The organism is Pseudomonas sp. CFBP 13719 (assembly GCF_014842095.1).
In the GTDB taxonomy this organism is placed as follows: Bacteria; Pseudomonadota; Gammaproteobacteria; order Pseudomonadales; family Pseudomonadaceae; genus Aquipseudomonas.
In genome coordinates, this window is the sequence record NZ_JACYVB010000001.1 from 412,549 (window position 1) to 436,622 (window position 24,074).

Consider the following 24,074-nt stretch of genomic DNA (forward strand, 5'->3'; position numbering starts at 1 on the left):
TGCCTGACCGGCCGAAGAAAAGAAAAGGCGACGCAGCGGCCGATTCTACAGCACCGCCGCCAGGCGCGAGCCTTGATCGATCGCACGCTTGGCGTCCAGTTCGGCAGCCACGTCGGCGCCGCCGATGAGGTGCACGCGCTGCCCGGCCTCGCGCAGCCCCTGTTCCAGCTCGCGCAACGGATCCTGCCCCGCGCAGATCACCACGTTGTCCACTGGCAGCACCCGTGGCTCGCCCCCGGCGACCCGAACGTGCAAGCCGTCGTCGTCGATCTTTAGGTACTCGACGCTGTTGACCATGCGCACGCCCTTTTTCTTCAGACCGGCGCGGTGGATCCAGCCGGTGGTCTTGCCCAGGCCGTCGCCCACCTTGCCAGCCTTGCGCTGCAGCAGATACACCTCGCGCGCCGGTGCATGGGTCTGCGCGGCAACACCGGCCACGCCGCCGCGGGCCTGCAGTGTCAGATCGATACCCCACTCCTTCCAGAACGCCTCGCGATCGAGGCTGGTGAACGGCCCCTGATGCACAAGGAACTCGCTGACGTCGAAGCCGATGCCACCGGCGCCGATCACCGCCACACGCGGGCCCACAGGCCGCCTCTCGAGCAGCACGTCGAGGTAGCCGAGCACCATGGGGTGGTCGATACCCGGGATGTCGGGCAGCCGCGGGGCAATCCCGGTGGCCAGTACGATCTCGTCGAAACCGCCGTTCACCAGCGCGGCAACATCGACCCGCGCACCCAGGCGCACGTCGACGCCGAGGCGCGCCAGCCGACGGTCGAAATAACGCAGGGTTTCGTTGAATTCTTCCTTGCCGGGAATGCGCTTGGCCACGTTGAACTGACCGCCGATTTCATCGCGGGAATCGAACAGGGTCACTGCATGACCGCGCTCGGCGGCCACGGTCGCTGCGGCCAGCCCGGCCGGCCCGGCGCCGACCACGGCAATCCTGCGCACCTGAGTCACGGGCAGGTAATTGAGCTCGGTCTCATGGCAGGCCCGCGGATTGACCAGGCAACTGGTCAATTTGCCGGCGAAGGTGTGATCCAGACAGGCCTGATTGCAGGCAATGCAGGTGTTGATCTCGTCGCCGCGATTGGCCGCGGCCTTGTTGATGAATTCGGGGTCGGCCAGAAACGGCCGGGCCATCGAAACCATGTCCGCGTCGCCCTCGGCGAGGATGCGCTCGGCCACCTCCGGGGTGTTGATGCGATTGGTGGTGATCAGCGGCAGGCGCACCGCCGTGCGCAGCTTGGCGGTGACCTTGCTGAACGCCGCACGTGGCACTTTGGTAGCGATGGTCGGAATGCGCGCTTCGTGCCAGCCGATGCCCGTGTTGATCAAGGTGGCCCCAGCAGCCTCGATGGCTTGCGCCAGCTCGACCACTTCCTCCCAGATGCTGCCGCCTTCGATCAGATCGAGCATCGACAGGCGAAAGATGATGATGAACTCGCGCCCGACCGCCTGCCGCACCTGCCCAACGATCTCCACCGCCAGGCGCATGCGATTGGCATAGCTGCCGCCCCAGCGATCGCTGCGCTGGTTGCTGTGAGCCGCCAGGAACTGGTTGATGAAGTAGCCCTCCGACCCCATGATTTCAACGCCGTCGTAGCCGGCCGACTGGGCCAGCCGGGCACAGCCGACGAAGTCTGCAATCTGTTTCTGAATGCCCTCCTCGTCCAGTTCCAGAGGCTTGAACGGGTTGATCGGCGCCTGAATGGCGCTGGGCGCCACCAGCCTGGGGCTGTAGGCGTAACGACCGGCATGCAGTATCTGCAGGCAGATCTTGCCGCCCGCCGCGTGCACCGCCTGAGTGACGATTTCATGCCGCTGCGCTTCCTCGGGCGTGCTCAGCTTTGCCGCCCCGGCATACACCCCGCCCTCTTCGTTCGGGGCGATGCCGCCGGTGACGATGAGGCCGACCCCACCCCGCGCACGCTCGGCGAAATACGCCGCCATGCGCTCGAAGCCACCGGGCTTTTCCTCGAGGCCCGTGTGCATGGAGCCCATCAAGCTGCGGTTGCGCAAGGTGGTGAAGCCCAGGTCCAGCGGGGACAGCAGGTGAGGATAGGAAGCAGCGGCCATGGGGACTCCACAGGCGGATCACGGAAAAGTGCCAAGCCTCTTGCGGCGGGCTCGGTCACAGGTTGGGTGAAACAGTAGACACCCGAGCCGCGCGCCTCAATGACCCGAAATGACAAGTCATTGATCATGCCGCACGCGACGTCTACCCTAGTGCGGATTCACGAACAGGAGCCGGTTGTTGTCCCTCATGCGCAAAATCCTGATGTCCGTGGTTGCCCTGCTTTGCCTGGCGGCGTTGAGTACCTATGCGCTGTGGACCACCCAGCGCCCCGCCGGGCACTACCTGTCCGACCTGCGCATCGAGCTCGATGGGGTAGACGGCGTCCCTTCCGAGCGCGGCAACCTGTTGGGGATCCAGCCCGAACTGTTCCCGGCGGACTACCAGAGCGTCGAGCGCCTGCGCCTGAAACTGTCCGGATACCTGCAGCATGCCCAAGATGCAGGCCTTGTCGGCAGCAAGACCATCGTGGTCTTGCCCGAGCACATCGGCACCTGGTTGTGGGCGGTGGGCGAGAAGAACGAGTTCTACCAGGTCGTGCAGCGTCGCGATGCCGAACAATGGCTGGCCGCCAGCAACCCATTGCGCCTGCTTGGCGGCTGGGCCATGGCCCAGGGCGAAGACCGCTTCGCCGACGCCTACCTGCGCATGAAGGCCGCGAGCATGGCCGAGCAGTACCAGCAGCTGTTTGGCGGCCTCGCCAGGCAGTTCGGGGTGACCTTGGTGGCAGGCTCGATCATCCTGCCCAAACCCTCGGTCGTCGAGGGTCGCCTGCGGACCGACAACGGCCCGCTGTACAACACCAGTGTCGTATTCGCTGCCGATGGCTCCGTCCTGGGTCAGCCACAGCTCCAGCATTTCACCAGCCATCCCACTCGCCGCTACGTACAGCCCCTGGGCGATGCACCGTTCAACGTGTTCGACACCCCAGCGGGCAAACTTGCCGTGCTGATCGGCACCGACAGCTGGCATCCGGCGAGTCATGCACAGTTGCGCCAGCAAGACGTGCAATTGCTCGCAGTGCCTGCTTCGGTGCTCGGTCGTGGGCGCTGGTCCGAGCCATGGCGCGGCTTTCGCATTGACGCAACGCCAGGCGATGCTGCCCTGGTGCCCGGCGAGGTCAGCGAGGCACAGGCCTGGCAGCGGCTGGTCGCAGAGAGCGCGCCATTGGCGAGCATGACCGTGTTCATGGGCGGGCACTTCTGGAATCAGTTCTACGAAGGGCACAGCTTCGCCCGCCAGCGCGAGCGTTTCAGCCAGGTCGGCGACGGGCGTGGTGCGCGGCTGATCAATCTATGGCTGTAGGCGTGTGAGCGGCCAGCGCATCAAACTCGGTGACCTGTCCGTCGGCTTCGCGCACAGCCTGGCGCAGGCGGTGCGCAGCCACGGCCACGACCCGTTGCCACTGTTGGCGCAGTATGGGCTGGAGCCGAGCCGGCTCAACGTTGCCGGGGCGCGACTGACCATCGCCCGCTATATGCGCTTGGGCCATGCGGCAATCGCACTTACCGGCGACCCCGCACTGGGCCTGCGCATCGGCCAGGCAAGCCGCCTGAGCCAGGCAGGCCTGGCTGGCGTCACGGCCGCTCAGGCACCGACGGTGCGCGAGGCGGCGCGCACGCTGATTCGTTTCGAACGCCTGTACGCCGCCAACTATCGTGGGCAATCGAGTTTTCACGAAGACCGCGAAGGCGCCTGGCTGCGGTTCTATTCGATCAGCCCCTACAACGCCTACAACCGTTTCGTGGTGGACTCCCTGCTGACCGGCTGGCTGCAGCAACTGAGCGTACTTGCAGGCCAGAACGTGGCTGCACAGCGGATGGAAATCGAATTCGACGCGCCTGGCTACGCGGCGCACTACCCCGCGCATACCGCCTTCAATTGCGAGCACAATCAACTGCGTCTGACCCACGCCAGCCTGAACCTGCGCAACCCCGAGCACTGCCCAAGCACCTGGCAGCATTTGTTGCAGCTGTGCGAACAGGAACTGGAGCAGCTGACGCGCGTGCGCAGCGTCGGTGAGCGGGTCACCCAACTGCTGGGCTCATTGCTCAACGGCGGACGCGAGCCGACGCTGGACGAAATCGCTGCCTGCCTGAAGATGCCGGCCTGGACCTTGCGGCGCAAGCTGGCCCATGAGGGCACGCAGTTCCGCTCGATTCTCAACGACACCCGCCGTGACCTGGCACAGACCTACATCCGTGATACCGAACTTGCGTTCGGCGAAATAGCCTATCTGCTGGGATTCACGTCGGCCGAGGCGTTCCAGCGTGCCTTCAAGCGCTGGTGCGCCATGACGCCCGGCGAGTACCGCCGCGCAAGCCGTCAGTGACCCGAGCGCGCCCGCTCAAGGCTGCGAAACGGGTGCCTCTGCGGCGGGCGCCTGCGGTACGACCTCAGGCGTCGCCTCGGTGGCCTCGGGAACCGGGATGACTTCTATGGGTGCCGGTTGTGCCGGGGGCGCGACAGGCTGCGAAGCCTCCTGCTCGGGCGCTACCTCCGCCTGCTGCACCTGAGCGGCGGCTGGGGTCGGCTGAACCAGCGGCGCGGCCACCGGCACCACTGGCTTCGCAGTCGCAGCTGCCGCCGATGCAGTCGGAGCTGCAAGTGCCGCAGGCGCCGTGTCCGGCACACCCAGCTCTTCCTTTGCCGGTGGGGTCGAAACGGTTTTTTTCGCCGGGACCGGCATGAAGCTTTCTACCAAAGAGAAATAGCGGTCATAGAATTTATCCGACGCCACCGTTTCACTGGCCACCTTGACCATGGAATCGTCGGTGGAACCGATTGGCATGGAGACCGAACCCAATACGCCCACGCCCACGCTCGCCGAGTTGTTGACCTTCTTCAGCGCATAGCGATCCTGGAGGGCATTGGCGAACAGCGTGGAGCTGTGCTCGCTGCTGGCATCGGCGACGCAGACCACGTTGAAACTGATCTCCAGGTGGCTCTCGCCGGTTTGCTGGAAGCTCTTGTGCCCACTGACTTGGCGCGGATCGTTGCTGGTGATGATGTAGCCCTGGCTGAGCAATGCGCGGCGCGCGGCTTCACAGGAGGCGATGTCGCTGACCGGGTAGTTGCGAGAAAACGTACCGGAATCGGCAAAGTTCTCGTGTTCGTAGATGGCGGTCTTGGGGGAAGAACACCCTGCCAGGCCCAGCCATGCAAGAGCCAGAATGGCACCTGAAAGGTGACGCCCGTAACGGAATGAAAATGACATTGTGGGTCCTGGAAAACGGTCTGCGACTATTGTGCAACAGAACGCGCAAACACGGCGCAGGAAATGCCGCTCAATCAGGACACACGGTAATACGCGATGTTTCTGCGGCTGGCGCCGTATCGGGGACGTATTACTTCACAACTGCCTGCTGAGGTGCGGCAACAGTGGCATTCGGATCAGCTGGTGCGGTCGCAAGCGTTGCACGTTGCTCTGCCCGGGCCTTGGCGCGCAGCTGCTTGCGCCAACGGCGCTTGCTGCTCAGCGCGATATACCAACCAAACAGTGGGCCAATCAGCATGCCTGCCAGCACTCCCGCCAGCACGAACACCGACACCGGCAACGACGGGGTGGACCACCCAAGGGCGCTCAGCGCAACGGCCTGCTGGTTCTCCAGTACGAACACCAGCACCACAGCAGCGACTGCCAGGAAAATCAGCACCAGCAGCAACTTCTTGAGATTACGCAAAGCCTTCTCCTTCAACGTCGATCAAGCGAGTTCTTCGTCTTCGTTCACCCGATCGCGCAATTCCTTGCCGGGCTTGAAATGCGGGACGAACTTGCCATCCAGACTCACCGACTGACCGGTCTTGGGATTACGCCCGACCCGTGGTGCGCGATAGTGCAGGGAAAAGCTGCCGAAACCGCGTATCTCGATCCTGTCACCTGTAGCCAGGCACTGCGACATTTGCTCGAGCATGGTCTTGATGGCCAATTCCACATCCTTGGATGAAAGTAGACCTTGATGGGTGACAATACGTTCGATCAATTCCGACTTCGTCATATTTTTCCCTTCTTTATCAAGCAGCTAGATCAGTGCTTAGAAGGTTTTAGCATGGCTTGGCAGATTTGAACAGCCCGACTCTTGACTTCTTGAAAATGAGTTGTCTGCGCACTATTTGAACGCAGTGCTCTTGCGGCATTTGACGATCATGCTGCGCGTGGAATAACCGGCGGGGTTGAGACCGAACACATAGTCGTCCGGTTCTTCCTTGACGTCGCTGGACTTGGCAAGGGTGCGATAACCGGCAGGGCCGCAGGCCGATTCCGCCTCTTTCTCACACTGGGCCCAGGACGAGGTCAGCCCGGAGCAATTGATGTGCAATCCACGACTGCCGCGCTTGCCATGGGACGTGGAGGTGGCAGCGCAGGCGGTCACCAGCAGCAATGCTGCTATGAGCAGGGTAAATTTCATGACTCGGGCCTTGTCTACTTCTGGGAGGGACACGGATTCAAGGGGTAAGGATTCAATCGCAAACGATGCTCAGCAATACGCCACCTACCCTATCCAAGTAGATGACCGATTGCTAATTTACTTCAGGCAGGTGTACGAATGGTGACGGTAAAGTTTGTAACCATTCGTATGTCATTGCACAGCCATGGATCAGCTGAGGGGGGGGGGCAGAAGATCTTCAGGGGCAACTCAACCCTGATCATTGCAGCGCACGAACATGGTTCGACTGGCCATGCCCGGATTCCAGCCAAGGAAGCCATCCTCTGGCTCTTCCTTGATATCCGAGGTCTTTGCCAAGACCTTGTAGCCGTTCGCGCGGCAGGCGTGCTGCGCTTTGTCGTAGCACTTGCTCCAGGAAGAGCCCAGGCCACTGCAATTGATCTGCAATGCCTGCATGCCCCGATAATCCCGTTTGACCACCGAGGTGGTGGAGCACGCGGACGTCAAACCAACTACTACGAACAGGACTGCGGTTACTACGGTTTTCATCCCTGGAGATCCTTGGGTATTCACTTGTACCTTTGAGCATCCAAGGCCGTGGTTAGTTCGGCCCCCGCCATTTTCAGCCCCGGCGTAGTACAAATCGCAGGCATAAAAAAGGGCGACCGAAGTCGCCCTTTTTCTACAGGTCAAACAGAACTTAGTTCTGCTTTTCCATCTGAGCACGCAGCAGGTCGCCCAGAGTGGTCGGACCGGCAGCGATATCCGAAGTGGCTGGCTTCTCGCGCAGGCTCTGGATAGCTTCTTTCTCGTCTTCAACGTCTTTCGATTTGATCGACAGTTGGATGACGCGGGACTTGCGGTCGACGCTGATGATCTTGGCTTCGACTTCTTCGCCTTCCTTCAGAACGTTGCGCGCGTCTTCAACGCGGTCACGGCTGATTTCGGAAGCTTTCAAAGTGGCTTCGATGTCGTCGGCCAGGGTGATTACAGCGCCCTTGGCGTCAACTTCCTTAACGGTACCGCGAACGATAGCGCCTTTGTCATTGACAGCAACGTAGTTGGAGAACGGATCGTCTTCCAGCTGCTTGATGCCCAGGGAAATGCGCTCGCGCTCTGGATCTACCGACAGGATGACGGTGTCGAGCTCGTCGCCCTTCTTGAAACGACGTACGGCTTCTTCGCCCACTTCGTTCCAGGAAATGTCGGACAGGTGAACCAGACCGTCGATGCCGCCGTCCAGACCAATGAAGATACCGAAATCGGTGATCGACTTGATGGTGCCGGAGATCTTGTCACCCTTGTTGAACTGGCCAGAGAAGTCTTCCCACGGGTTCGACTTGCACTGCTTGATGCCCAGGGAGATACGACGACGCTCTTCGTCGATGTCCAGAACCATGACTTCCACTTCGTCGCCGACTTGTACGACTTTCGAAGGGTGGATGTTCTTGTTGGTCCAGTCCATTTCGGAAACGTGTACCAGGCCTTCCACGCCTTCTTCCAGCTCTGCGAAGCAGCCGTAGTCGGTCAGGTTGGTGACGCGCGCCATGACGCGGGTGCTCTCTGGGTAACGTGCCTTGATGGCAACCCATGGATCTTCGCCCAGCTGCTTCAAGCCCAGGGAAACACGGTTGCGCTCGCGGTCGTACTTCAGGACCTTGACATCGATCTCGTCGCCAACGTTGACGATTTCCGATGGATGCTTGATGCGCTTCCAGGCCATGTCGGTGATGTGCAGCAGGCCATCGACGCCACCCAGATCGACGAATGCGCCGTAATCCGTGAGGTTCTTGACGATACCCTTGACTTGCTGACCTTCCTGCAGGGATTCCAGCAGAGCTTCGCGCTCGGCGGAGTTCTCGGCTTCCAGGACACTGCGACGGGAAACGACAACGTTGTTGCGCTTCTGGTCCAGCTTGATGACCTTGAACTCGAGCTCTTTACCTTCCAGGTGGGTGGTGTCGCGCACAGGGCGGACATCGACCAGGGAACCAGGCAGGAACGCACGGATGCCGTTAACGTCGACAGTGAAGCCGCCCTTAACCTTACCGTTGATAACGCCCTTGACCACTTCCTCGGCGGCGAAAGCTGCTTCCAGAACGATCCAGCACTCGGCACGCTTGGCTTTTTCGCGGGACAGCTTGGTTTCGCCAAAGCCGTCTTCTACCGCGTCCAGCGCAACGTGAACTTCGTCACCGACCTTGATGGTCAGTTCGCCAGCGTCGTTGTAGAACTGCTCGAGCGGGATGACACCCTCGGACTTCAGGCCGGCGTGGACAGTAACCCAGTCACCGTCGATATCGACAACGATACCGGTGATGATTGCGCCTGGCTGAAGATTGAGAGTTTTTAGGCTTTCTTCAAAGAGTTCTGCAAAGCTTTCGCTCATTTTAATTCCTGTAGATTTGGGCGAAACATACGCCCATCAGCCACGCTCCAGACAACGTGGGTTTCGTTCAAGTAAAAGAAAGCCACCGGGATGTTGACTGGGTTCCCGTATGGCTTCTTCGTCACCCGGCGATGTCGCGTAGTGCGATCTCGCTCATGATGCGTTCCAACACCTGCTCGATGGACAACTCCGTGGAATCCAGCTGTATGGCATCGGCCGCCGGCTTGAGCGGGGCCACTGCGCGCTGGGTGTCACGCTCATCGCGTGCACGTATCTCATCTAGCAGACTCGACAGACTAACATCGTTGCCCGCAGCCTTCAACTGCAAGTAACGTCTGCGGGCACGTTCCTCGGCGCTGGCGGTGAGAAACACCTTCAGCGCCGCATCCGGGAAGACCACCGTGCCCATGTCGCGACCGTCGGCCACCAGGCCCGGCGACTCCTGGAATGCCCGCTGGCGCTGCAGCAGCGCGTCGCGCACCGCTGGCAGGGCCGCGACCTGAGAAGCACCGGCACCGACCTGCTCGTTGCGGATGTCGCGGGTGACGTCATCGCCTTCCAGCACGATGCGCTGCGGCTGGCCATCGGCGGCGGCAATGAACTGCACATCGAGGTGCGCCGCCATCACCATCAGCGATGCTTCGTTGCTCAGGTCGACCCCATGGTTGCGTGCGGCGTAGGCCAGCAAGCGATACAGCGCGCCTGAATCGAGCAGCTTCCAGCCCAGGCGCTTGGCGAGGATACCGGCGATGGTGCCCTTGCCCGAACCGCTTGGCCCGTCGATGGTGATGACCGGCGCCTGGTTCACGACGCGCCCTCTTCGGCTACGTTGATACCCACCTGGGCGCAGAGACCGAGGAAGTTGGGGAACGAAGTGGCGACGTTGGCACAGTCGTGGATGCGGATCGGCGCACTGGCGCGCAGCGAGGCAACGCTGAAGGCCATGGCTATGCGGTGATCGCCGTGGCCGTGGACTTCGCCGCCGCCCATGGCCGGCACGCCATGACCGACACCGTCGATGACGATGCCATCGGCAGTGGGCTCGCATTTCACGCCAAGCTTCTTCAGACCGTCGGCCATGACCTGGATACGGTCGGATTCCTTGACCCGCAGCTCTTCGGCACCGCGCAGCACGGTGCGCCCTTCGGCGCAGGCCGCGGCCACGAACAGCACCGGAAATTCGTCGATTGCCAGCGGCACCAACGCTTCGGGAATCTCGATACCCTTGAGGCGCGCCGCGCGCACGTGCAGGTCGGCAACCGGCTCGCCACCTACTTCACGCTGGTTCTCCAGGGTGATGTCGGCACCCATCAGGCGCAGGATATCGATGACACCCGTACGCGTCGGGTTGATACCCACGTGCTCCAGAGTCAGGTCCGAACCTTCGGCGATCGAGGCGGCCACCAGGAAGAATGCTGAGGACGAGATGTCACCGGGCACTTCGATATGGGTCGCCTTCAGCGTGTGGCCGGACTCGACCGACGCCTGCGGGCCATTGACCTCCACCGGATAGCCGAAGCCGCGCAGCATCCGCTCGGTGTGGTCGCGGGTCGGTGCCGGCTCGGTGGTGGTGGTCTTGCCCTCGGCCCACAAGCCGGCCAGCAGCAGGCAGGATTTGACCTGTGCGGAGGCCATCGGCAGCGTGTAGTCGAGTGCCTTGAGCCGCTGCCCGCCGCGAATGACCATCGGCGGACGACCCTCGGCAGCCGTCTCGATGACCGCGCCCATTTCCCGCAGCGGGTTGGCCACGCGGTTCATCGGGCGCTTGGACAGCGAGGCATCGCCGGTCAGCGTGGTGTCGAAGCTCTGCGCCGCAAGAATACCGGCGAGCAGGCGCATCGAGGTCCCGGAGTTGCCCAGGTAGATCGGCCCCGGCGGCGCCTGCAATCCGTGCAGACCAACACCGTGGATGGTCACGCGGCCCTGGTTCGGGCCTTCGATGACCACGCCCATGTCGCGGAAGGCCTGCAGGGTCGCCAGGGCGTCCTCGCCTTCGAGGAAGCCTTCGACTTCGGTAGTACCCTCGGCCAGGGAGCCGAGCATGATCGAACGGTGCGAAATGGATTTGTCACCCGGTACGCGAATGCGGCCTTTGAGGCTGCCGCCGGGTTTGCCCAGGAAGATCAGGTCGTCGTTGGAGTTCATAGCGTCCACATAGGCCCGACGGGCCAGGATTTTACTGAAATGCTCGCGGGCTACCTTGGCGCGTGTGAACACGCCCAGCAGGTGATGCCCATCCCCTGCATCGACCGCGTCGCGCAAGGCGTCGAGGTCGCTGCGAAATGTATCGAGTGTGCGCAGTACAGCCTCGCGGTTGGCGAGGAAGATGTCGTGCCACATGACCGGGTCACTGCCGGCGATCCTTGTGAAGTCACGGAACCCGCCAGCAGCGTAGCGGAAGATTTCCAGGTTTTCACTGCGCTTGGCCAGCGAATCGACCAGGCCGAACGCCAGCAGGTGCGGCAGGTGACTGGTGGCGGCAAGCACCTCGTCGTGGCGCTCGACCTGCATGTGCTCGACGTCCGCACCCAAGGCGCGCCACAGGCCATCGACGCGTTGCAGCGCCTGGGGCGTGGTTTCGGCCAGCGGCGTGAGGATCACCTTGTGCCGCTTGAACAGCTCGGCATTGGCCGCCTCTACCCCGCTCTGCTCGGAACCGGCAATCGGATGGCCTGGGACGAAGCGTGAAAGGTCCCCGCCAAAGGCGTCGCGAAAGGCCCGCACCACATTTCCCTTGGCGCTGCCGACATCGGTGATCACGGCCTGGCCCAGATCGAGCCGGGCCAGGGCTGCGAGCAGTTTTTCCATGCCCAGGATCGGCACCGCCAACTGGATCACGTCGGCGCCGACACAGGCACGGGCCAGCTCCGCTTCGCAGCGGTCGACCACGCCCAACTCGACGGCCCGCAGGCAGGCGCGCGAATCGAGATCGACCCCCACCACTTCATCGGCCAAACCACTTTGCTTGATGCCCTTGGCGAACGAGCCGCCGATCAGTCCCAGCCCCACAACCACCAGGCGGCCTATTCTGGCAGCGCCCGGTTGCAATTGCGTGAACTCAGACACGGGCCAGCACCTGGCGCAACGCCTCCAGGAAACGACTGTTTTCCGTGGCCAGGCCGATGGTCACGCGCAAGTGGTTGGGCATGCCATAGCCGGCCACCGGGCGCACGATCACACCTTCGCGCAGCAGGCCCTGATACACCGGCCCGGCATCACGCCCCACGTCCACGGCAATGAAATTGCCCTTGGAGGGAATCCATTCCAGGCCCAGCTCGGCGAAACCCGCCTCCAGCTGCTGCATGCCGGCACTGTTGAGTTCGCGGCTGCGCTGCAGGTAGTCGGTGTCCGTCAGCGCCGCGCAGGCGGCAGCCAATGCCAGGCTGTTCACGTTGAACGGCTGGCGGACACGATTGAGCACATCGGCAATGACCGGCGAAGACAAGCCATAGCCCACCCGCAACGCGGCCAGGCCGTAGGCCTTGGAAAAGGTGCGCGAGACCAGCAGGTTCGGGTAGCGCGCCAGGTAGTCGAGGCCGTCGGGCAGCTCGCCACCGACGGCGTACTCGATATAGGCCTCGTCGAGCACCACGACCACGCTGGGCGGCACTGCGGCAAGGAAGTCTTCCAGCGCCTGCGGGCCGAACCAGGTGCCGGTCGGGTTGTTCGGGTTGGCCAGGAACACCACGCGGGTCTTGTCGTCGATCGCTGCCAGCATCGCTGGCAGGTCATGGCCGAACTGCTTGGCCGGGATGACCCGCGCACCGGCATTCACGGCCTGCACGACCAATGGATAGACGGCGAAGGCGTGCTCGCTGAACACCGCGTTCAAGCCAGGCGCCAGGTAGGCCCGCGCGACCAGTTCGAGAATGTCGTTGGAGCCGTTGCCCAGGGTCACCTGGTCGAGCTGTACGCGGCACTGCTGCGCCAGCAGGGTCTTGAGGTCGAAGCCATTGCCGTCGGGGTAGCGTGTGAGCTCGGCGAGTTCGCGCTCGATCGCGGCACGGCTCTTGGGGCTTGCACCCAACGGGTTCTCGTTGCTGGCCAACTTGATGATGTTGGCGGGATCCAGGTTCAGCTCTCTGGCCAGCTCATCCACCGGCTTGCCGGGAACGTAGGGGGACAGCTGCTGAACGCCGGTCTGGGCCAGGGCAAGGAAATCGGTCATGCGTACTAACCCTTCTGTTAAAGAACCGCTTTGGGATATGAGCCCAGCACCTTGAGTGCCACGGCTTCCTGACTGATCTGCTCCAGCACGCCCTTGATCAACGGGTCGCGATGGTGGCCGATGAAATCGATGAAGAACACGTAGGTCCATTTGCCGCTGCGCGATGGCCGCGTCTCGATTCGGGTAAGGTCGATGCCGTTGTCGTGAAACGGCACCAACAGCTCGTGCAGCGCACCCGGCCGATTGCTCATGGACACGATGATCGAGGTCTTGTCGTCGCCGGTGGGCGGCACTTCCTGGCTGCCGATGATCAGGAATCGCGTGGCGTTGTCCGGACGGTCTTCGATCTTCTCGGCCAGGCGCTCCAGGCCATACAGGCCGGCCGCCATGTCGCCGGCGATGGCCGCCGAGTTCCATTCGCCCTTGACCCGCTTCGCCGCTTCGGCGTTGCTGGCGACCGCGATGCGTTCGACGTTCGGGTAGTGCGCGTCCAGCCACTTGCGGCATTGCGCCAGCGACTGTGCGTGGGAATAGATGCGACTGATGCTGTCGGTCTTGGTGTTGTCGCCGATCAGCAGGTGGTGGTGGATGCGCAGCTCGACTTCGCCGCAGATCACCATGTCGTGTTCGAGGAAGCTGTCGAGAGTGTGGTTCACCGCGCCTTCGGTGGAGTTTTCCACTGGCACCACACCGAAGTTCACTGCGCCTGCAACCACCTCGCGGAAGACTTCGTCGATCGCGGCCATGGGCTTGCTGATCACCGCGTGGCCGAAGTGCTTCATGGCGGCTGCCTGGGTGAACGTGCCCTCGGGGCCCAGGTAGGCAACCTTGAGCGGGTTCTCCAACGCCAGGCAAGACGACATGACCTCGCGGAACAGGCGCGCCATCTCCTCGTTGCTGAGCGGCCCCTTGTTGCGCTCCATCACCCGCTTGAGCACCTGCGCCTCGCGTTCGGGCCGATAGAACACCGGCACCTCGCCTTCGGCCAGCGCAGCCATCTTGACTCGCGCGACTTCTTCGGCGCAGCGAGCGCGATCACTGATCAGCTCGAGAATCTTTTCGTCGAGGCTGTCGATGCGTACCCGCAGGGCCTTGAGTTCATGTTCGGACATCAGCCGTTTTCCTTTTCGAACTCCACCATGTAACCGACCAGCGCTTCGATGGCGTCAAGGCCCAGGGCGTTGTAGATGGAGGCGCGCATGCCACCGACCGAACGGTGACCCTTGAGGTTGAGCAGACCGCGCGCATCGGCGCCGGCCAGGAACGCCTTGTCCAGGCGCTCGTCGGCCAGACGAAACGGCACGTTCATCCAGGAGCGGGCGTTGAGCGAGATCGGGTTGCTGTAGAAGTCGCTGGCGTCGATGAAGCCGTACAGGCGGTCTTTCTTGGCACGGTTGCGCGCTTCCATGGCGGCAACGCCGCCCTGCTCCTTGAGCCACTCGAATACCAGGCCCGAGAGGTACCAGGAGTAGGTCGCCGGGGTGTTGTACATCGAGCCGTTGTCGGCGGCGATCTTGTAGTCGAGCATGGTCGGACAGGCACTGCGGGCCTTGCCCAGCAAGTCCTCGCGGACGATCACCACCACCAGGCCGCTGGGACCGATGTTCTTCTGTGCGCCGGCGTAGATCAGGCCGAACTGGGAGACGTCGACAGGGCGCGAGAGAATGTCCGAGGACATGTCGACGACCAGGGGCGTATCACCGGTCTGCGGCACCCAGTCGAACTGCAGGCCACCGATGGTTTCATTGGAGGCGTAGTGGACGTAGGCCGCGCCAGGCGTCAGCTTCCATTCGTTCTGGCCTGGAATGGCCTGGTAGTCGTAGGGCTTGGCGCTGGCAGCGACGTTGATGTTGCCGTAGCGACGTGCTTCCTCGATGGCCTTCTTCGACCAGATGCCGGTTTCGACATAGTCCGCCGTGCCACTTTCGGGAAGCAGGTTCAGCGGGATCTCGGCGAACTGCTGGCTGGCGCCGCCTTGCAGAAACAGCACCTTGTAGTTGGACGGGACCCCAAGCAGATCGCGCAGGTCCTGTTCGGCTTTTTCGGCGATGGCGGTGTAGTCCTCGCTGCGATGGCTCATCTCCATCACCGAGAGACCCTTGCCACGCCAGTTCAGCATTTCCGCCTGGGCGCGTTGCAGTACGGCTTCGGGAAGCGCAGCGGGGCCTGCGCAGAAGTTAAAGGCTCGATTGCTCACATCCACTCTCGCTCTGCTTGAATTCGGGGCTGGCCCGGGTGTGTCCGCCGGAAGATCGGCAGTGATGCCTTCGCGGGCAGAGGGCTCGGCGCCGATCCCCTGCCCTACAGCTTACTCCTCCGGCAGATCGTCGGCGGCATCGGGCTTGACATCAGCTTGGTCCACTTCGGAATCGACCGCATCGACTGCATCGACGCCTTCGGCACCCTCAACGGCTTCGAAACCCTCTTCCAGCTCGTCATCCTCGACTTCCGATGGCTCCTGGACTCGCTCCAGGCCCACCAGCTTCTCGTCGGTGATCAGCTTGATCAGGGTCACGCCCTGGGTGTTGCGGCCCAGGCTCGAGACTTCGCCGACACGGGTGCGCACCAGCGTGCCCTGGTCGGAGATGAGCATGATCTCTTCGCCTTCCTGAGACTGGATCGCGCCAACCAGCTTGCCGTTGCGCTCCTTGGTGACCATGGCGATCACGCCCTGGCCGCCACGGCCGCGACGGGGGAACTTGCTCAACGGCGTACGCTTGCCGAAGCCGCGCTCGGAAGCGGTGAGAATCTGCGCGCCGGACTCGGGGATCAGCATGGAAATCAGCTGCTGGCCCTTGCCCAGGCGCATGCCGCGGATACCGCGGGCACCACGACCCATCTGCCGCACCACGCCTTCGGCGAAGCGGATCACCTTGCCGGCGTCGGAGAACAGCATGACTTCCTTGGCGCCGTCGGTGATGGCTGCGGCGATCAGGGTGTCGCCTTCCTTGAGCTTCAAGGCGATCAGGCCGCTGGAGCGCGGACGGGCGAACTGCGCCAACGGCGTCTTCTTGACCGTACCGAAGGCCGTCGCCATGAAGATGTAGGCACCGGTAGGCTCGGCCACCAGTTCAGGGGTATCGCCCTCCTCGCCTTCAACCGCTTCGACGACTTCTTCGGCCTCGACGATTTCGCCCTCGATGACGGTATCGTCGGCGTCGTCGAGGTCTTCGTCGGCGCCGGCGGTGGCCTGCAGGGCCTCGAGGTCGATCTGCAGCATGGTGGTGATGTACTCGCCATCATCCAGCGGCAGCAGGTTGACCAGCGGACGGCCGCGCGCAGCACGGGACGCCTCGGGAATTTCGTAGGTCTTGAGCCAGTACACCTTGCCCTTGCTGGAAAACAGCAGCAGCGTGGCATGGCTGTTGGCGACCAGCAGGTGCGAGATGTAGTCCTCGTCCTTGACGCCGGTGGCCGACTTGCCCTTGCCGCCCCGGCGCTGGGCCTGGTAGGACGACAGTGGCTGGGTCTTGGCGTAGCCGCTGTGGGAAATGGTCACCACGCGCTCTTCTTCCGGGATCATGTCGCCCAGCGTCAGGTCGAGGCGCGAATCGAGGATCTCGGTCCGCCGCACATCACCATATTCGGAGCGGATCAGTTCCAGCTCTTCGCGGATCACTTCCATCAGGCGCTCGGCGCTGTTGAGGATGCGGATCAGCTCGGCAATCTGGTTGAGGATCTCCTGGTACTCGGCCAGCAGCTTCTCGTGTTCCAGACCGGTCAGGCGATGCAGACGCAGCTCGAGGATGGCCTGGGCCTGTTCCGGCGACAGGAAATACTTGCCGTCGCGCAGGCCGTACTGCGGATCGAGGTTTTCCGGACGCGAGGACTCGGCACCGGCACGCTCGACCATGGCCACCACGGCGCTGGACTCCCACGGCGTGCTGATCAGCGCTTCCTTGGCTTCGGACGGCGTCGGCGAGGCCTTGATCAGGGCGATGACCGGATCAATGTTGGACAGCGCAACCGCCTGGCCTTCGAGAATGTGGCCGCGTTCACGCGCCTTGCGCAGTTCGAACACGGTGCGCCGGGTGACGACTTCACGGCGGTGGCGAACGAAGGCTTCGAGCAGGTCCTTGAGGTTGAGGATGCGCGGACGATTGTCGATCAGGGCAACGATGTTGATCCCGAACACGGCCTGCAGCTGGGTCTGGGCATAGAGGTTGTTGAGGATTACCTCCGGCACTTCACCGCGGCGCAGCTCGATGACGATGCGCATGCCGTCCTTGTCGGACTCGTCGCGCAACTCGGAGATGCCTTCGAGTTTCTTCTCTTTCACCAGCTCGGCGATCTTCTCGATCAGGCGGGCCTTGTTCAACTGGTACGGCAGCTCGGTGACGACGATCTGCTGGCGGCCGCCGACCTTGTCGATGTCCTCGACATGGGAGCGGGCGCGCATGTAGATCCGGCCGCGACCGGTGCGGTACGCCTCGATGATGCCCTGGCGACCGTTGATGATGGCGGCCGTCGGGAAGTCCGGCCCGGGAATGAACTGCATCAGTTCATCGATGGTGACGTCCGGGTTGTCGATGACCGCCAGGCAGCCGTCGAGCACCTCGCCCAGGTTGTGCGGCGGGATGTTGGTCGCCATGCCCACGGCGATACCGCTGGAACCGTTGACCAGCAGGTTGGGAATGCGCGTCGGCATGACCGCAGGGATCAGCTCGGTACCGTCGTAGTTGGGTACCCAGTCGACGGTTTCCTTGTGCAGGTCGGCCAGCAGCTCGTGGGCCAGCTTGGTCATGCGCACTTCGGTGTAACGCATAGCGGCGGCGTTGTCGCCGTCCACGGAACCGAAGTTGCCCTGGCCATCGACCAGCAGGTAGCGCAGCGAGAACGGCTGGGCCATGCGCACGATGGTGTCATAGACCGCGGTATCACCGTGCGGGTGGTACTTACCGATCACGTCACCGACCACACGAGCCGATTTCTTGTAGGGTTTGTTCCAATCGTTGCCCAGCTCACTCATCGCAAACAGAACGCGGCGATGCACGGGCTTCAAGCCATCACGTGCATCAGGCAGTGCACGACCGACGATCACGCTCATGGCGTAGTCGAGGTAGGACTGTCTCAGCTCGTCTTCGATATTGACCGGGAGGATTTCTTTGGCCAGTTCGCCCATGAGAAGCCTGATTCCTTTTTCTGGTGAAACTCCGTTGCCTCCCTGTGAGAAGAACGAAGCTTGCCACCGCTGGCCGATGCCAACGGCGACTTACGACAAATCAACGAGTTACGCCTTGGACCCACGGCGTTGGGGGAACACCGCGATGCACCCCCGAAAACCGCCGGATGGTAGCACAATCGCCGTCAGACACCTATCCCCTTAAGCCCTGACAGGACCCTTGATCGAAGGACATCACGCCTCTGACATGGCGCTGCGGCGCTGCTAGGCCAGCCGCACATCGAAAAAAGGTCTGTTTTTCGATACGGCGCGCTCAATGCAGGCGCCGGCGACACATCAGTTGCGCCAGCTTGGTCGCATCTGGCCGCTCGACGATGCCTTTTTCAGTGACGATCACGTCGATCAGATCGGCCGGCGTCACATCGTGGACCGGGTTGAACCCATCGACGTCCGCGCCGATGCGCGTCCCGGACACTTCCAGCAGCTCCCGGGCATCGCGCTCGAGCAAGGGAATGTCATCGCCGCTCTCCAGCGCCATGTCGATTGCCGCGCTGGCGGCCACCACCATGAAACGAACGCCGTGGTGCATCGCGCAGACCGCCAGCTGATAGGTGCCGATCCGGGCGGCGACATCGCCGTTGGCGGCAATTCGCTCGGCGCCGACGATCACCCAGGTGATGCCTTTGCTTTTCATCAGGTGTGCGGCTGCCGAGTCGGCGGCCACGGTCACCGGGACACCCTCGCTGGACAACTCCCAGGCGGTCAGGCGCGAGCCTTGCAGGCCCGGCCGGGTTTCATCGACATAGACACGTTCGAGCATGCCGTCGTGGAACGCGCCGCGCACCACCCCCAGCGCCGTGCCGAACCCGCCGGTGGCCAGGGCACCGGCATTGCCATGGGTCAGCACGGTCTGCAGATTGCCCTGGTGCCGACGGATCAGTTCCACGCCCAACTGGGCCATGGTCAGGTTGGCTTCGCGGTCGCTTTCATGGATGGCCAAGGCTTCGGCTTCGAGCGCGGGCAGTGGGTCCTCGTCCGCAAGCACCCGGCCCAGGCGCTCGCGCATGCGCTCCAGCGCCCAGAACAGGTGAGCGGTGGCCGGGCGAACCGCGGCCAGCAGGCGCAGGTCCTCGTCCAGCGCGGCGCGCCAGTCAGGCCCGGCCGCGCGGTGCAAGCGTGCGGCCAGCACCACCGCATAGGCGACACTGATGGCAACGGCAGAGGCACCCGCCACGACCCCGGAGCGGATTGCATCCACCACCCCAGGTGCATCGACACAGGCGTGCCAGACTTGCTGCGCAGGCAGCGCGCGCTGGTCGATCAGGTGCAACGCGTCACCTCGCCAATCAACGGCTTTGACCCGTTCCGCCGCCAACAATCGATCACGCATGCCCCACTCCGTACTCAGACACCAAAAGCGCTCGATTATAGCGAGCCCCCGTCCAAGACGCTCGGGTATACTTCGCCATCACCTGCCGAAGCCCCGGAACTTGCCATGCCCGATGTCGATACCGCCTTGGACCTGCTGCTACTGCCCACCTGGCTGGTACCGGTCGAGCCCGCCGGTGTCGTGCTCGAGGAGCATGCCCTGGGCATCCGCGACGGCCAGATTGCCTTCATCGGGCCACGCAGCGCAGCCGCCCGGCTGCAGGCACGCGAAACCCGCGAACTGCCGGGCCAGCTGCTCGCTCCGGGACTGGTCAATGCTCATGGGCACGCGGCCATGACGCTGTTCCGTGGCCTGGCCGACGATCTGCCGCTGATGACCTGGCTCGAACGACACATCTGGCCCGCCGAGGCACGCTGGGTCAGCGAGGCGTTCGTCCGCGACGGCACCGACCTGGCCATCGCCGAGCAACTGCAAGGCGGCATCACCTGTTTTTCGGACATGTATTTCTTTCCAGAAGTGGCCGCCGAGCGCGTGCACGCCAGCGGCATGCGCGCGCAGATCACCGTGCCGGTGCTGAACTTTCCCATCCCCGGCGCGCGTGATGCCGACGAGGCGCTGCACAAGGGTGTCGAGCTGTTCAACGACCTCAAGCACCATCCGCGCGTCAGCATTGCCTTCGGCCCCCATGCGCCCTACACGGTCAGCGACGAGAATCTGGAGAAGATCCGAGTGCTGGCGGACGAGCTGGACGCCGCCATCCACATGCACGTTCACGAAACCGCAGGCGAGGTGCACGATGCCCTGCAACAGAGCGGCGAGCGTCCGTTGGCCAGGCTCGCCCGCCTCGGCTTGTTGGGGCCGCGCTTCCAGGCGGTGCACATGACCCAGGTGGACGACGCCGACCTTGCGCTGCTGATGGAAAGCAACAGCAACGTCGTGCACTGCCCGGTGTCCAACCTCAAGTTGGCCAGTGGCTTCTGTCCGGTGGAGAAGCTCTGGCAAGCCGGCGTCAACGTGGCCGTGGGCACCGATGGTGCGGCAAGCAACAACAGCCTCGACCTGCTCGGCGATACGCGCACTGCAGCGCTGCTGGCCAAGGCCGTGGCGGGTTCGGCGACCGCACTGGATGCCCATCGCGCGCTGCGCATGGCTACCCTCAATGGTGCCCGGGCGCTGGGCATGGAGGCTCATATCGGCTCGCTGGAAGTTGGCAAGGCCGCCGACCTGGCGTCATTCGACCTGTCCAGACTGGCTCAGCAGCCGGTCTACGACCCGGTGTCGCAACTGATCTACGCCAGTAGCCGCGACTGCGTCCGGCATGTCTGGGTCGCCGGCAGGCAACTGCTCGACGAAGGTCGCCTGACCCGCCTGGACGAACGACTGCTGCGCGACAAGGCATGTGCCTGGGGCGAGCGTATCGCCGCCGGACAATGACGGCTGCGATACCCGGCCCCACAGAATTCAAGAATCATATCGTTTAGAGGACACCCAATGAGCAACGTCGACCACGCTGAAATCGCCAAGTTCGAAGCCCTGGCGCACCGCTGGTGGGACCGCAACAGCGAGTTCAAGCCGCTGCACGACATCAATCCGTTGCGCGTCAACTGGATCGACGAGCGCGTCAACCTGGCGGGCAAGCAGATTCTGGATGTGGGGTGTGGCGGCGGCATCCTGAGCGAGGCCATGGCCTTGCGCGGTGCCAAGGTCACCGGCATCGACATGGGCGAGGCGCCGCTGGCGGTCGCCCGCCTGCACCAGCTGGAGTCCGGGGTGGAAGTGGAATACCGCCAGATCACCGCGGAAGCCTTGTCGGCCGAATGCCCGCAGCGCTTCGATGTGGTCACCTGCCTGGAAATGCTCGAGCACGTGCCGGACCCTTCATCGGTGATCCGCGCCTGCTTCCGCATGGTCAAGCCTGGCGGCCAGGTGTTCTTCTCGACCATCAACCGCAACCCCAAGGCGTACCTGTTCGCGATCATCGGCGCCGAGTACATCATGAAGCTGCTGCCCCGCGGCACCCATGATTTCAAGAAATTCATCCGCCCTTCCGAGCTCGGCGCCTGGAGCCGCGAGGCCGGACTGACCGTCAAGGACATCACCGGCCTGACCTACAACCCGCTGACCAAGCATTACAAGCTGGCTGCGGACGTCGACGTCAACTACATGATCCAGACCCTTCGCGAGGAATGAGCATGCGCCTTCGAGCGGTACTTTTCGATATGGACGGCACGCTGCTCGACACCGCGCCGGACTTCATCGCCATCTGCCAGGCCATGCGCGCCGAGCGCGACCTGCCGCCGATCGACGAGCAACGTGTGCGCGACGTGATCTCCGGCGGGGCCAAGGCCATGGTCCAGGCGTCGTTCGACCTGGCGCCCGAGTCAGCGGAGTTCGAGGCCTTGCGCCTGGAGTTCCTCGAGCGTTACCAACACGGCTGCGCGGTCCACAGCCATCTCTACGAAGGCATGGCGCAACTGCTCGCGGACATCGAGCAGGCCAAGCTGATCTGGGGCGTGGTGACCAACAAGCCGTTGCGCTTCGCCGAGCCCATCATGCAGCAGCTGGGGCTGGCGCAGCGTTCGGCCGTGCTGATCTGCCCCGACCACGTGACGCGCAGCAAGCCGGACCCCGAACCCGTGCTGCTGGCGTGCAGCAAGCTCGACCTGGACCCGGCCAGCGTGCTGTTCGTCGGTGATGATCTGCGCGACATCGAGTCGGGCCGCGATGCCGGCACCAGGACGGCAGCAGTGCGCTACGGCTACATCCATCCCGACGACAACCCGGATCACTGGGGCGCCGACGTGGTGGTCGATCACCCGTCGGATCTGCGCCGCGTGCTCGACCAGGCCCTTTGCGGCTGCTGAACCGTACAACTTTCCAGGAGTTTCCATGTTCGATTACTCAGCCCGCCCCGACCTGCTGGCCGGGCGCATCATCCTGGTGACCGGTGCCGGCCGTGGCATCGGCGCTGCCGCCGCGAAAACCTTCGCTGCCCATGGCGCGACCGTTCTGCTGCTGGGCAAGACCGAATCCAACCTGACCAGCGTGTACGACGAGATCGAAGCCGCCGGGCATGCCCAGCCCGTGGTCATCACCTTCGACCTGCAGAGCGCGCGAAGCGAGCAGTACGCGCAATTGGCAGAGATGATCGAGCGCACGTTCGGCCGCCTCGATGGCCTGCTGCACAACGCCTCGATCATTGGCCCGCGCACGCCACTCGACGTGCTGCCCGACGACGAGTTCGTCCAGGTGATGCAGGTCAACGTGAACGCCACCTTCATGCTCACTCGCGCGTTGCTACCGCTGCTCAAGCAGGCAGCGGATGGCTCGATAGCCTTTACCTCCAGCAGTGTCGGTCGCAAGGGACGCGCACACTGGGGCGCCTATGGCGTGTCGAAGTTCGCCACCGAAGGCCTGATGCAGACCCTCGCCGACGAGCTGGAAGGTGTCAGCGCGATGCGCGCCAACAGTATCAACCCAGGTGCCACGCGCACGGCCATGCGGGCGCAGGCGTACCCAGCCGAGGAGCCAGGCCGCAACCCGCTGCCCGAACAGATCATGCCGGTTTATCTGTATTTGATGGGACCCGACAGTATCGGGGTCAACGGCCGGGCGTTCGACGCCCAGTGAAATGTGTCCTCAGGACGGACGCCGACCGTTGTGACGACCGGCCAGCCAGCCTGTCGCGCAACCGTGGCGCCGCCTGAGGCGATCCTGCTAGTGCTGCGTCACGCCGCTAGCCCGCTTCAAGCCACGACCCTTTTGTCCAGGGTGGTGGTGCGCTGCAGCTCCAGCGCCATGCAGCGCTCCAGAAACAGGAACATGAAGTCGTAGCTTTTGCAGATGGCGTTGCGCAGCTCGGCCTGCTGCAGTTCGGTAGCATGGTTGCCAACCAGGGTGCAGATGATTTCCAGTGCTTCCCACGGATGCTCATCGTCGTACTGGGCATGCAGGCTCAGCCAGCGCATGGCGCGCTTGCGGTTCTGCTCGGGGAATGCCTGGGCATAGGTGTCGTCGGCGCAGACCACTGCCGACCACTCGCCGGTTGCACCCTCGATGGCATAGTTGGTGGCCGCCATGGCGACCGCCAGTGAGTCGGTGGCACAGCTTTGCCAGCACCAATGGCTGAGCGCGTGCAGCTCGGCCGGCACGTCCTGGGCAATGAGATCCTGGAGACTGACGCCATGCGCCTGGCTCCAGTGCACCCAATAATCGGCATGGTTGAGTTCGACACGGATGTTGCGCATCAGCCAGCGCCGCGCCATGTCCTCGCCCGGATGCCGGGCAAAACGGGTCTTGGTCAGGTTCTGCGCCATGTACAGCGAGAACTGCTCTACCACGGGCCAGCCGCCGATCAGGTAATGACGCATGGTGCGCGAGCTCAGCTGGTTGTCGCGCATGCGCGCGTAAACCTCATGCTCGACGACCCGACGCTTGTTCGGCGCACAGTCTTCGATCAGTTTCTGTGCCCACTCGGGATAACTTTTTGCGTCCATCAGCGGACCCAGGCGAATAAAAGGATCGTTCACTGGCAAAC

21 protein-coding genes are annotated in these 24,074 nt (G+C 63.3%); 6 read left to right on the forward strand and 15 right to left on the reverse strand.

Annotation, left to right across the window (positions count from 1 at the left end; genetic code table 11):
- Positions 1 to 45 precede the first annotated feature (45 nt).
- The gene (locus IFT57_RS02005) at positions 46 to 2,082 is read right to left on the reverse strand and encodes an NADPH-dependent 2,4-dienoyl-CoA reductase (protein WP_192150230.1); all 2,037 of its coding nucleotides are present in this window, start codon (positions 2,080 to 2,082) and stop codon (positions 46 to 48) included.
- A 187-nt stretch (positions 2,083 to 2,269) separates the two neighbouring features.
- Between IFT57_RS02005 and IFT57_RS02010 the strand changes: the two genes are divergently transcribed.
- Positions 2,270 to 3,385, forward strand: coding sequence for a nitrilase-related carbon-nitrogen hydrolase (locus IFT57_RS02010; protein ID WP_192150849.1), 1,116 nt, complete (start codon positions 2,270 to 2,272; stop codon positions 3,383 to 3,385).
- A gap of 4 nt (positions 3,386 to 3,389) precedes the next feature.
- Positions 3,390 to 4,412: an AraC family transcriptional regulator ligand-binding domain-containing protein gene (locus tag IFT57_RS02015; RefSeq protein ID WP_192150232.1), complete on the forward strand. Its 1,023-nt coding sequence runs from the start codon at positions 3,390 to 3,392 to the stop codon at positions 4,410 to 4,412.
- A 15-nt stretch (positions 4,413 to 4,427) separates the two neighbouring features.
- Here the strand turns inward: IFT57_RS02015 and IFT57_RS02020 are convergent, their stop codons facing one another.
- The 13 genes from IFT57_RS02020 to mtnA form a co-directional block, all read right to left on the reverse strand.
- Positions 4,428 to 5,297 carry a DUF2242 domain-containing protein gene (locus IFT57_RS02020; RefSeq protein ID WP_192150234.1) on the reverse strand — a complete coding sequence of 290 codons (870 nt, stop codon included), beginning with the start codon at positions 5,295 to 5,297 and terminating at the stop codon, positions 4,428 to 4,430.
- A 130-nt stretch (positions 5,298 to 5,427) separates the two neighbouring features.
- Complete coding sequence (locus IFT57_RS02025) at positions 5,428 to 5,763, reverse strand: LapA family protein (RefSeq protein ID WP_192150236.1); 336 nt, start codon at positions 5,761 to 5,763, stop codon at positions 5,428 to 5,430.
- Positions 5,764 to 5,784: 21 nt separating this feature from the next.
- Positions 5,785 to 6,078, reverse strand: a complete 294-nt coding sequence (gene ihfB / locus IFT57_RS02030) for an integration host factor subunit beta (RefSeq protein WP_043187734.1) — start codon at positions 6,076 to 6,078, stop codon at positions 5,785 to 5,787.
- Positions 6,079 to 6,189: 111 nt separating this feature from the next.
- Complete coding sequence (locus IFT57_RS02035; RefSeq protein ID WP_122797396.1) at positions 6,190 to 6,489, reverse strand: hypothetical protein; 300 nt, start codon at positions 6,487 to 6,489, stop codon at positions 6,190 to 6,192.
- Positions 6,490 to 6,717: 228 nt separating this feature from the next.
- The gene (locus IFT57_RS02040; RefSeq protein ID WP_192150238.1) at positions 6,718 to 7,017 is read right to left on the reverse strand and encodes a hypothetical protein; all 300 of its coding nucleotides are present in this window, start codon (positions 7,015 to 7,017) and stop codon (positions 6,718 to 6,720) included.
- Between the two features lie 151 nt (positions 7,018 to 7,168).
- Positions 7,169 to 8,857, reverse strand: a complete 1,689-nt coding sequence (rpsA, locus tag IFT57_RS02045) for a 30S ribosomal protein S1 (RefSeq protein ID WP_122713097.1) — start codon at positions 8,855 to 8,857, stop codon at positions 7,169 to 7,171.
- Between the two features lie 121 nt (positions 8,858 to 8,978).
- A complete protein-coding gene (gene cmk, locus IFT57_RS02050; RefSeq protein ID WP_122713098.1) occupies positions 8,979 to 9,665 on the reverse strand; it encodes a (d)CMP kinase in 687 nt (228 codons plus the stop codon).
- Positions 9,662 to 11,923 (reverse strand): bifunctional prephenate dehydrogenase/3-phosphoshikimate 1-carboxyvinyltransferase, encoded by a 2,262-nt coding sequence (locus IFT57_RS02055; protein ID WP_446731175.1) that lies wholly within the window; start codon positions 11,921 to 11,923, stop codon positions 9,662 to 9,664. Before IFT57_RS02055 ends, cmk begins: the two co-directional genes overlap by 4 nt.
- On the reverse strand, positions 11,916 to 13,025 hold the full coding sequence (gene hisC, locus IFT57_RS02060; protein ID WP_192150240.1) for a histidinol-phosphate transaminase: 1,110 nt from the start codon (positions 13,023 to 13,025) through the stop codon (positions 11,916 to 11,918). The genes IFT57_RS02055 and hisC overlap by 8 nt, the downstream gene beginning before the upstream one ends.
- Before the next feature lie 17 nt (positions 13,026 to 13,042).
- Positions 13,043 to 14,137: a prephenate dehydratase gene (pheA, locus tag IFT57_RS02065; RefSeq protein ID WP_122479059.1), complete on the reverse strand. Its 1,095-nt coding sequence runs from the start codon at positions 14,135 to 14,137 to the stop codon at positions 13,043 to 13,045.
- Positions 14,137 to 15,222: a 3-phosphoserine/phosphohydroxythreonine transaminase gene (gene serC, locus IFT57_RS02070; RefSeq protein WP_192150242.1), complete on the reverse strand. Its 1,086-nt coding sequence runs from the start codon at positions 15,220 to 15,222 to the stop codon at positions 14,137 to 14,139. Before serC ends, pheA begins: the two co-directional genes overlap by 1 nt.
- Before the next feature lie 111 nt (positions 15,223 to 15,333).
- The gene (gene gyrA, locus IFT57_RS02075) at positions 15,334 to 18,147 is read right to left on the reverse strand and encodes a DNA gyrase subunit A (protein WP_192150244.1); all 2,814 of its coding nucleotides are present in this window, start codon (positions 18,145 to 18,147) and stop codon (positions 15,334 to 15,336) included.
- A gap of 313 nt (positions 18,148 to 18,460) precedes the next feature.
- Positions 18,461 to 19,537: an S-methyl-5-thioribose-1-phosphate isomerase gene (gene mtnA / locus IFT57_RS02080; protein ID WP_192150246.1), complete on the reverse strand. Its 1,077-nt coding sequence runs from the start codon at positions 19,535 to 19,537 to the stop codon at positions 18,461 to 18,463.
- A gap of 105 nt (positions 19,538 to 19,642) precedes the next feature.
- Here mtnA and IFT57_RS02085 point away from each other — a divergent pair, with 105 nt between their 5' ends.
- Genes IFT57_RS02085 through IFT57_RS02100 form a run of 4 tightly spaced genes read left to right on the forward strand, consistent with a single transcriptional unit; the run spans position 19,643 to position 23,167 of the window.
- Positions 19,643 to 20,971, forward strand: a complete 1,329-nt coding sequence (locus tag IFT57_RS02085; RefSeq protein WP_192150248.1) for a TRZ/ATZ family hydrolase — start codon at positions 19,643 to 19,645, stop codon at positions 20,969 to 20,971.
- Between the two features lie 57 nt (positions 20,972 to 21,028).
- The gene (gene ubiG, locus IFT57_RS02090) at positions 21,029 to 21,727 is read left to right on the forward strand and encodes a bifunctional 2-polyprenyl-6-hydroxyphenol methylase/3-demethylubiquinol 3-O-methyltransferase UbiG (RefSeq protein WP_122713103.1); all 699 of its coding nucleotides are present in this window, start codon (positions 21,029 to 21,031) and stop codon (positions 21,725 to 21,727) included.
- Between the two features lie 2 nt (positions 21,728 to 21,729).
- Entirely contained in the window at positions 21,730 to 22,401 is a 672-nt protein-coding gene (gene mupP, locus IFT57_RS02095) for an N-acetylmuramic acid 6-phosphate phosphatase MupP (protein ID WP_122713104.1), read from the forward strand.
- Between the two features lie 25 nt (positions 22,402 to 22,426).
- Entirely contained in the window at positions 22,427 to 23,167 is a 741-nt protein-coding gene (locus IFT57_RS02100; RefSeq protein WP_122797389.1) for a YciK family oxidoreductase, read from the forward strand.
- A 116-nt stretch (positions 23,168 to 23,283) separates the two neighbouring features.
- On the opposite strand, the gene IFT57_RS02105 is transcribed toward IFT57_RS02100, so the two are convergent.
- The gene (locus IFT57_RS02105) at positions 23,284 to 24,066 is read right to left on the reverse strand and encodes a TenA family transcriptional regulator (RefSeq protein WP_122479071.1); all 783 of its coding nucleotides are present in this window, start codon (positions 24,064 to 24,066) and stop codon (positions 23,284 to 23,286) included.
- Between the last annotated feature and the right edge of the window lie 8 nt (positions 24,067 to 24,074).